The organism is Acetobacter thailandicus (assembly GCF_011516655.1).
In the GTDB taxonomy this organism is placed as follows: Bacteria; Pseudomonadota; Alphaproteobacteria; order Acetobacterales; family Acetobacteraceae; genus Acetobacter; species Acetobacter thailandicus.
In genome coordinates, this window is the sequence record NZ_WOSV01000002.1 from 509126 (window position 1) to 518392 (window position 9267).

Genomic DNA, 9267 nt, shown 5'->3' on the forward strand with positions numbered 1-9267 from the left:
ATGCGTATCACCTGCCCTCATTGCGGCTCACGCGGTCTGGAAGAATTCACCTACCGAGGTGATGCCACCGTGCGCCGCCCTGCACCCGACGCCCCTCATGACGCCTGGGTTGACTATGTGTACCTGCGCGACAACCCCGCCGGCCTGCACAAAGAGCTCTGGTATCATGGTAATGGCTGCCGCTCCTGGATTGTGGCTGAGCGTAACACCATCACGCATGAGATTCACAGCACGAGGCTGGCCACCGAGGCTCTGTCAGAAGAGAAGTCCGGATCATGAACACTCCCTCAAAGCTTTCCCCGCCAAAGCGCACACGCGCGAACGGGGTCGATACGAGCAAAGCGCTCACCTTCACGTTTGATGGCCGCGCCTATACGGCTTATGAAGGAGACACCCTGGCCTCAGCCCTGCTGGCAAATAATGTCAGGCTGACAGGCCGGTCATTTAAATATCACCGCCCGCGTGGCATTCTCTCTGCCGGGCCGGAAGAGCCAAATGCTCTGATGGAACTGCGTACCGGCGCACGCCGCGAGCCCAACAGCCGCGCTACGGTGACTGAAGTTTTTCATGGTCTTTCAGCTGCCAGCCAGAACCGCTGGCCCAGCCTGGCGTTTGATGCGCTGGGGGTAAACGGCCTGCTCTCACCTGTTTTCACCGCAGGGTTTTACTATAAAACCTTTATGTGGCCGGCCTGCTTCTGGGAAAAAGTCTACGAGCCCATGATCCGCAATGCGGCTGGTCTTGGCCGTGCTGCCAAAGAAGCAGACCCCGACCACTATGAACAGGCTAATGCTTTTTGCGATGTGCTGGTTGTGGGCAGCGGCCCGGCCGGTCTTGCCGCAGCTCTGAGCGCTGCTGAAACCGGTGCACGGGTTATTCTGTGCGAACAGGATTATCTGACCGGCGGCCGCCTGCGCGCAGAAAATATTACACTTGATAACAAACCCGCATGGCAGTGGGGCGAAGAGGTGACTGCGCGTCTGCGCGCTATGCCCAACGTGCGCCTTATGACCCGCAGCTGTGTGTTTGGCCGCTATGACGGCGGCACATTCGGTGTGATCGAACGCGTTGCAGACCACCTGCCTCAGCCAGAAGAAAACCAGCCCCGCCAGCGCTACTGGCGCATTGTGGCAAAACAGTGTGTTGTGGCCACCGGGGCTATTGAACGCCCTGTCGTGTTCCCCAACAATGACCGCCCCGGCGTGATGCTTGCCGGTTCTGTCCGCACCTATATTAACCGCTATGGTGTAGCACCCGGCCGCAAAGCTGTAATCTATACCAACAATGATGACGGCCTGCGCACCGTTACCGACCTTTACCAGGCCGGTGCTGACATTGTGGCTATTGTTGATGCCCGCCCGGTGCCCTCACCTCTCGCACAAAGCCTGGCACAGCAAACGGGGGCTTTCCTCTTCCCTGGCGGGCGCATCAGCAACACGCTGGGTCGCCTTGGTGTTGCGGCTGCCGTTATTGGTAACAAAGCCGGCAAAGACCAGCGCTTTGCCTGTGACCTGATTGCTGTCTCCGGCGGGTGGAACCCCGACCTGGCGCTGACAACGCATCATGGCACACGCCCTGTCTATAATGAGCAGATCGCTGCTTTTGTGCCCTCCATTAAAGCACATGACCTGCATATTGCAGGTATGGTAGCCGGCACACTCACCACGCGTGACACCCTGCATGAAGGGGCCGAAGCTGGCCGCAAGGCTGCTGCTGCCTGTGGGTTTGACAGTGCGGGTACAACTGAGCTGCCCTCTGCCGGAGTGGATGAGACCTATGCCATTCACCCCACCTGGTCAGGTATTGATCAGACCGCGCCGCAAAAAGCTGGTAAAGCATTCATCGATTTTCAGAATGATGTGACCGCTAAAGACGTTAAACAGGCCGCGCAGGAAGGGTTCCGCTCTGTTGAGCACCTGAAACGTTACACCACACTGGGTATGGCAACCGATCAGGGTAAAACCTCGAATGTAAACGCCCTGGCAATGCTGGCTGAGTTTACTGACCGGACTATTCCTGAAACCGGCACAACCCTCATCAGGCCGCCGGCACAGCCCGTCACCCTGGGGGCTATTGCCGGCCCCAACCGTGAAAAACACTTTAAACCCACCCGCCTGCCCCCCACCCACCAGTGGGCAACGGAGCAGAATGCTGTCTTTACCTCTAACGGGCTGTGGCAGCGTGCGCAGTGGTATCCACGCGCGGGGGAAACGCACTGGCTTGAAACGGTCAACCGTGAAGTCAACACTGTGCGTAATGCCGTCGGGTTTTGTGATGTTACGACTTTAGGTAAAATTGACATTCAGGGGCCTGATGCAGCCAGCTTCCTTGAGAAGCTTTATGTTAATGCCTGGCAGAAACTGGCCGTTGGCCGGGCCCGCTATGGCCTGATGCTCAGGGAAGACGGTTTTGCCTTTGATGACGGCACAACTGCACGCCTCAGCCCCACCCATTATGTCATGACCACAACCACCGCCAATGCCGGCCCTGCTATGCAGCACCTTGAGTTCTGCCATCAGGTGCTCTGGCCTGAGCTGGATGTGCAGTTTATCTCAGTGACAGACGAATGGGCACAGATTGCTGTAGCCGGCCCGAACTCACGCGAGGTTATCCGCCAGCTGATCGACCCCGCGTTTGACATCTCAAACGAAGCGTTTGGCTATATGGCCGCAGCAGAAATAACCATCTGCGGCGGGCAGCAGGCCAGGCTGTTCAGGCTCTCTTTCTCCGGTGAGCTGGCCTATGAGCTGGCAGTGCCCGCACGCTTTGGCGATGCGCTGGCCCGCAGGCTGATGGAAGTGGGTGCCCCTTATGGCATTGCCCCCTATGGCACAGAGGCCCTGGGTGTGATGCGTATTGAAAAAGGCCACCCTGCCGGGCCTGAACTCAATGGCCAGACCACAGCTCATGACCTTGGTATGGGGCGTATGCTCTCATCCAAAAAAGAGTTTATTGGCAAAGCCATGGCAGCCCGCCCTGCACTGACAGACCCACGACGCCCCACACTGGTTGGCCTGCGCCCTGTTGTCGCAACAGACGCACTGGTTGCAGGCTCGCACCTGCTGCCAAAAGGCAGCCCTGCCAGTGCAGAATACGACCAGGGGTGGATCTCCTCCTCCGCATGGTCGCCCACCTGCAACAGCTGGATCGCTCTGGGCTTCCTGTCTGAAGGGCCTTCGCGCCATGGTGAGATTATTGCCGTGCACAACCCGCTGAGTGGCACTGTCACAGAAGCGGAAATTGTCTCTCCTGTTTTTGTTGACCCCGAAGGGAAGCGTCTCCATGCCTGATCGTCTTCTTGCTACTTCGGCTCTGCCTCAGGAGGCTTACAGGGTCAACGGGATGATGCTCTCCCTCGCGCCACAGCGGGTGACGGTCAGCATCGGCCCGTTTGCCGGCCGCCTGGGTGAGCTGAACGCCGCCCTGAAAAAAGCCTTTAAGGTTACTCTGCCTGAAGACTTTATAACTGTTGCCGGCCCTGATGGCCTGTTATTTACCCGCGCAGCCCATAACCAGTGGCTGTGCAGCGCCCCTGAGGGGACAGACCTGCTGGCCACGCTCAGCACGGCCTGTCAGTCACTTGCCGCCCTGACAAACCAGAGCGACAGCCGCGTTACCCTGACCCTCTCAGGTAAAGGGGCAGAGAGCATTGTGGCCAAACTGGTCGCACTCGATCTGCACCCTTCAGTTTTCGTACCAGGACAAACTGCCCTGACCCTCGCCGGGCATGTGCCGGTCATTCTGACCCGTCATACAGACGCGACTGCATACGACTTTACCGTTTTTCGCAGCCTGGCACAGAGCCTTCACCATGACATTTTTGCCGCTATGAACGGTGGCATCCCGACTTCGGAACGAGTGTGTCCATGATTCGCTTTTCCCATACCAACTTCACCTTCATCCTCACTCTCAGCTGCCCTAACCGGCCTGGTATTGTTGCTGCCATCAGCAAAAAGCTGTTTGATATAGGCGGCAATATCACCGAAGCCCAGCAGTTCGACTATACTGAAGGCGGGCAGTTCTTCATGCGTATTGTCTTTGACATTCCAAAGTCAGAGACAATTCAGAACAGCATTGAAGCCGAAATGGCACCTTTGTCAGAAACATTCAAAATGGAATGGACCCTGACAAATATGGACAAGCCCCAGAAGGTGCTTATCCTCGTCTCTAAATTCGACCACTGCCTGGTTGACCTGCTGTATCGCTGGCGCATCGGGGAGCTGGCCATTGAGCCGGTTGGCATTATCTCAAACCATCCGCTCGAGACCTATAAAGATATCGAGTTTTATGGTGTGCCTTTCCATCATCTGCCGATCACAAAAGACACCAAGGCGGAGCAGGAAGCACGCATCTGGGATATTTTCGAGAAAAGCGGCGCTGAGCTGGCTATTCTGGCACGCTATATGCAAATTCTCTCCAACGAGTTTTCTGCAAAGCTGTCGGGTAAATGCATTAACATTCACCACTCTTTCCTGCCTGGCTTTAAGGGCGCACGCCCCTACCATCAGGCATTTGAGCGCGGCGTGAAGCTGATCGGAGCCACGGCCCACTACGTTACCAGTGACCTCGATGAAGGCCCGATTATTGAGCAGGATGTTGAGCGTATCTCTCATGCTGACACGCCAGACGACCTTATTCGTAAAGGGCGTGATATTGAGCGGCGTGTGCTGGCCCGTGCAGTGCGTTCACATATTGAGCGGCGTTCGCTCATTAACGGTAAAAAAACCATCGTTTTTAACGACTGATGAACATGATCACTCCCCTGGCCCCGACCATCATTGATGGTAAAGCCGAAGCCGCTGCGCTGACGCAGCAGGTTGCAGCCGAGACCCTGGCTCTGCGGAGCCAGGGGGTTATTCCTGGTCTTGCTGTGGTTCTTGTCGGAAGCGACCCTGCAAGCGCCATTTATGTGCGCAGCAAAGTGCGCAAAACAGAAGCTGCCGGCATGAAGTCTTTCAGCCACACCCTGCCTGCTGAGACAAGCGAGGAAGAGCTTCTGACCCTCATCAGGCAACTGAATGCTGACCCTGAAGTGCACGGTATTCTGGTGCAGCTGCCCCTGCCCGCACATATTAACCGCGATGCCGTGCTTGACACGATCTCTCCTGATAAAGATGTAGACGGCTTTCACACCGTTAATGCGGGCAAACTCGCTGTTGGCCGCACAAACGGGCTTATTCCGTGCACACCGGCAGGATGCCTCATCCTTCTTAAGCGGGTCATCTCCTCTTTTGCCGGCCTGCATGCCGTTATTATCGGGTGCTCTAACATTGTGGGGCGCCCCATGGGGCGGCTGCTGCTCAATGAAGGGTGCACCGTGGTCATGACACATCTTAAAACACGGGATGTCGCAGCAGAGGCAAGGCGGGCCGATATTCTGGTTGTTGCCGCAGGCCACGCACATCTGGTGCGTAAAGACTGGGTAAAACCTGGCGCTGTGGTAATTGATGTGGGCATTAACCGCATTGACACCCCCGATGGCCCTAAAATTACCGGTGATGTTGCCTTTGATGAAGTAGCCGGGCATGCTGCAGCCATCACACCCGTACCAGGTGGCGTTGGCCCTATGACCATCGCCTGCCTGCTTAAAAACACCTTACAGGCTGCCAGAGCCCTTACAGACAAGGAGGCATCATCATGACAGAACAGGCGCTCTTTCGTGAAGCTATGTCACATGTTGGCGCAGCCGTCAGCATTATCACCACTGACGGCGAAGCTGGCAGAGCCGGCATGACGGTCTCTGCCGTATGCTCAGTCACTGACACACCACCCACTCTGCTGGTGTGCATTAACCGCAACAGCCGCTCGCATCAGACATTTGTTCAGAATGGTGTCATTTGCGTGAATGTGCTCAACACCACGCACCAGGAACTCTCGGGCCTGTTTGCCAGCAAGGCAGATCAGGAAACCCGCTTTGCTCACACAACCTGGCATACAGGTAAAACTGGCGCACCGGTGCTTGAGGATTCAGTTGTTTCCTTTGACTGCACTATCGACAGTATTTCAGAAATCGGCACGCACAGCGTTCTTTTCTGCAAAGTTAAAGACATTACTATCAAAGCTGACTGTAAGGCTCTGGTCTATTTCCGCCGGGAATACCACGCCCTGGGCGCGGCCTGAGCAACACTGAAAGCTCCGCCATCAGCTGGTGGAGCTTTTATGTTTTTACGTTATTTGCACACCATTAATCTTCTGATGGTCTTATATTTTTTTACCACGTAATCAGAAGAGTGTTTCTAAAACCTCCCCTCACTAAGTTGTGACTTTCAGGAAACAGTTCCTCTGTTTTTTTGTTAAAATAAACAAAACTGCGACCTCTGCCATTGTCGCAGCACCTCATGTCTGCCAGTTACGCATCTGTAAAATATAACTAAAATACAGATTGGCTTAGAAATGTCAGGTAAAGTTTTAAAAGCATCTCTTATCGGAACTCTGCTGCTACCACTTCTTTCTGGTTGTGCGAGCATTGTAAGCGGTAGTCACCAGACCATTAAAATTTCAACTAATCCAGCCGGCGCAAAATGTTCTGTTTATCGTGACGGCATGGAAATCGGTTCAATTCAGTCCACCCCAGGCACAGTCACTGTGCACCGCAGAAGTGGTGATATTATTGTAGGCTGTATCAAACAAAACTACGATTTCAGCAAAAAAGAAAATGCCTCTGACCTTAATGGCTGGGTTATAGGTAATATCGGGTTTGGCGGGCTTATCGGCCTTGTTGTCGACCTTTCAACAGGCGCAAACCACGCCTACGACCACAAAATGAAAATTACCCTCACGCCTCTGCCAGAAGGCGTCGCACCGCCGACTGGTCTGCCTGATATCTATCCCGGGCCAATCACCCGCGCTACTCAGCCAGAAAATTCTCCTGTAGCAACTCTGCCCGGTGCGTTATTACCTGATCATGTTAATGTTAAGGCTGTTACACCGGATGCTAAAACAAAAATCACACCATAAATAACCTTCATATCCGTTGCTGTCATAGTGCAGCAACGGACAAGGCCTTTTCCTTACACCGCCATATCAGCAGGCGATGCTCAGATTTTACGCCCCGCCTGGCAGCCATGCCATTTGCGCTATATCAAGGACAAATTAAAAACATAGAGTTATGCCTGAGTTTCATCCGTTTTTCATTCATACGGAAAGGCATATATCATGTTCAGCAGGCAGGCTCGGGTCTCCGGTTTCGGAGCAAACCGTAAAATTGCAACAACGGCGCGCGGCTATGATGTTCTGCGTGACCCCGCACTTAACAAGGGCACTGCCTTCACTCAGCATGAGCGCGATGCGCTGGAGCTGAACGGCCTTCTTCCCCCCGTTATCACAACGGAGATAGCGCTGCAGCTTGAACGCGCCTATGCAGCCTATCAGAATGCGCCTGACGACCTGTCAAAGCATATCTATATGTGGCGCCTGCATGATAACAATGCCACCTTATTCTATGCTCTTTTGCAGCACCATATGCTTGAAATGCTGCCTGTTGTCTATGACCCTGTTGTGGGCCAGGCCATTAAAAACTACAGCGAAGTGATGACACGCCCGCGCGGTGTCTTTTTAAGCATTGACGACCCGGACAGCGTTGAACGAAAGCTGGCTGCTTTTGGCGCAGATGCCGACGATATTGACCTGCTTGTTGCCAGCGATGCGGAGGAAATTCTGGGCATTGGTGACTGGGGGTCAAACGGCGTTGACATCTCCATCGGCAAGCTGGCTGTTTATACTGCCGCAGCCGGTGTCGACCCGCACCGTGTTATTCCTGTTATCCTTGATGTTGGCACCGACAACGAAAAACTGCTCAATGACCCGCTATATATTGGCTACAAACATAGTCGCGTGCGGGGCAAACGCTATGATGACTTTATTGATGCATATGTCAGTGCAGTAAAAAAACTCTTTCCTAAAGCCATGCTGCACTGGGAGGATTTCGGGTCAACCAATGCAAGGCGCATTCTCGACCGCTATCGCTCTGTCGTTCCGACTTTTAACGATGATATGCAGGGTACCGGCTCAATTGTTCTGGGAGCTTTGCTAAACGCTGTTGCACGCAGCAAAACACCATGGAGCGAGCAGCGCGTTGTTGTGCTGGGCGCAGGCACTGCCGGTGTCGGCATTGCTGATCAGATACGCGACCAGATGGTAAGGCATGGCGTAAGTGCTGAAGAGGCCACACGGCGCATATGGCTGGTTGACCTGCCCGGCCTGCTGACCGAAAGCATGCACGATGATCTGCTCGATTTTCAGCGGCCTTATGCCCGCCCTGATGCTGAAGTCGCCGGCTACACCCGCACAGCCTGCGAAACCCTGCCCGCAGCCGAAAGCCGCTGGCCTGCTATGTCGGCCCTGCGCGATAAAGCTGCTGCCCGTGATGGTATTATTGACCTGGCAACTGTTGTCAGAAACGTGCACCCGACCATTATGATTGGCACCTCTACCATGCCACATCTGTTCACAGAAGAAATTGTGCGCGACATGGCAGCCCATACCGAAAGGCCCATTATCTTTCCGCTGTCAAACCCGACAGAACTGCACGAGGCAACACCCAGACAGCTGATTGAATGGACGGACGGCAAAGTCTTCGTCGCGACCGGGGCCCCTTTTGACGATGTCTCATATAAAAATGTGACCTATAAAATTGGCCAGGCCAATAATGCAGCCCTCTACCCCGGCCTTGGATTTGGAGCGATTGTGGTACGCGCAAAAGCCGTGTCAGATGACATGATTTTTGCCTCTGCCCAGGCTGTGGCCGGCCAGGCGACCGACACCACCGAAGGGGCTCCTTTACTGCCCCCTAACGATAAACTGCGTGAGACATCAGCCGTTGTCGCCGTTCAGGTTGCCCGTAAAGCCATTGAACAGGGGCTGGCGCAGGTGCAGCCTGAAAATGTAGTTGAAGCTGTGAGAGAATATGCCTGGTGGCCGGTCTACTCACCTGTTGAAGCGATTTAAAAAATATCATACCCCCTCACAGATATCTGTGAGGGGGATGTCATTTACTTTCTGATACGGTGGAGGTCAGCGATATTGAGGCCTGGGTTAAGCTCGAACGTGAAGGTCAGACCAGCCTGTATAGCGTGAGTGATATGAGGGCGCGGGGCTGCCGCAGCCAGCTGATCGGGGTTCCAGATATACTCAAAATAAGGGGACAGACTGACCCCTGGCGCCAGGTTAAAACCATACAGCGCCTCAAGCATCGTCTCAGAATCAGGCCACTTGCTGTTATAACCCTGCGACTGCAGCGAGGCATTCATTGAGCGGGTCACTTTGTGG

Annotated in this window: 9 protein-coding genes; 8 read left to right on the top strand and 1 reads right to left on the bottom strand. The window is 54.5% G+C overall.

All coding sequences use genetic code 11. From position 1 onward, the window contains the following. The 8 genes from GOB58_RS05075 (at position 1) to GOB58_RS05110 (ending at position 8946) form a co-directional block, all read left to right on the top strand. Positions 1-279 (top strand): sarcosine oxidase subunit delta, encoded by a 279-nt coding sequence (locus GOB58_RS05075; protein ID WP_086553462.1) that lies wholly within the window; start codon positions 1-3, stop codon positions 277-279. Further along, positions 276-3290, top strand: coding sequence for a sarcosine oxidase subunit alpha family protein (locus GOB58_RS05080; protein ID WP_173559505.1), 3015 nt, complete (start codon positions 276-278; stop codon positions 3288-3290). The genes GOB58_RS05075 and GOB58_RS05080 overlap by 4 nt, the downstream gene beginning before the upstream one ends. Further along, on the top strand, positions 3283-3870 hold the full coding sequence (locus GOB58_RS05085) for a sarcosine oxidase subunit gamma (RefSeq protein ID WP_086553464.1): 588 nt from the start codon (positions 3283-3285) through the stop codon (positions 3868-3870). The genes GOB58_RS05080 and GOB58_RS05085 overlap by 8 nt, the downstream gene beginning before the upstream one ends. After that, a complete protein-coding gene (gene purU / locus GOB58_RS05090; RefSeq protein ID WP_086553465.1) occupies positions 3867-4745 on the top strand; it encodes a formyltetrahydrofolate deformylase in 879 nt (292 codons plus the stop codon). Before GOB58_RS05085 ends, purU begins: the two co-directional genes overlap by 4 nt. Continuing rightward, positions 4745-5641, top strand: a complete 897-nt coding sequence (locus GOB58_RS05095) for a bifunctional 5,10-methylenetetrahydrofolate dehydrogenase/5,10-methenyltetrahydrofolate cyclohydrolase (protein WP_198911774.1) — start codon at positions 4745-4747, stop codon at positions 5639-5641. The genes purU and GOB58_RS05095 overlap by 1 nt, the downstream gene beginning before the upstream one ends. Further along, a complete protein-coding gene (locus GOB58_RS05100; protein WP_198943202.1) occupies positions 5632-6120 on the top strand; it encodes a flavin reductase in 489 nt (162 codons plus the stop codon). The genes GOB58_RS05095 and GOB58_RS05100 overlap by 10 nt, the downstream gene beginning before the upstream one ends. A gap of 273 nt (positions 6121-6393) precedes the next feature. Continuing rightward, positions 6394-6957, top strand: a complete 564-nt coding sequence (locus GOB58_RS05105) for a hypothetical protein (RefSeq protein WP_086636382.1) — start codon at positions 6394-6396, stop codon at positions 6955-6957. Between the two features lie 198 nt (positions 6958-7155). Further along, complete coding sequence (locus GOB58_RS05110; protein WP_173559507.1) at positions 7156-8946, top strand: NAD-dependent malic enzyme; 1791 nt, start codon at positions 7156-7158, stop codon at positions 8944-8946. Between the two features lie 44 nt (positions 8947-8990). On the opposite strand, the gene GOB58_RS05115 is transcribed toward GOB58_RS05110, so the two are convergent. Further along, the coding region (locus GOB58_RS05115; RefSeq protein ID WP_173559508.1) for a carbohydrate porin at positions 8991-9267 on the bottom strand (277 nt) is incomplete at its 5' end.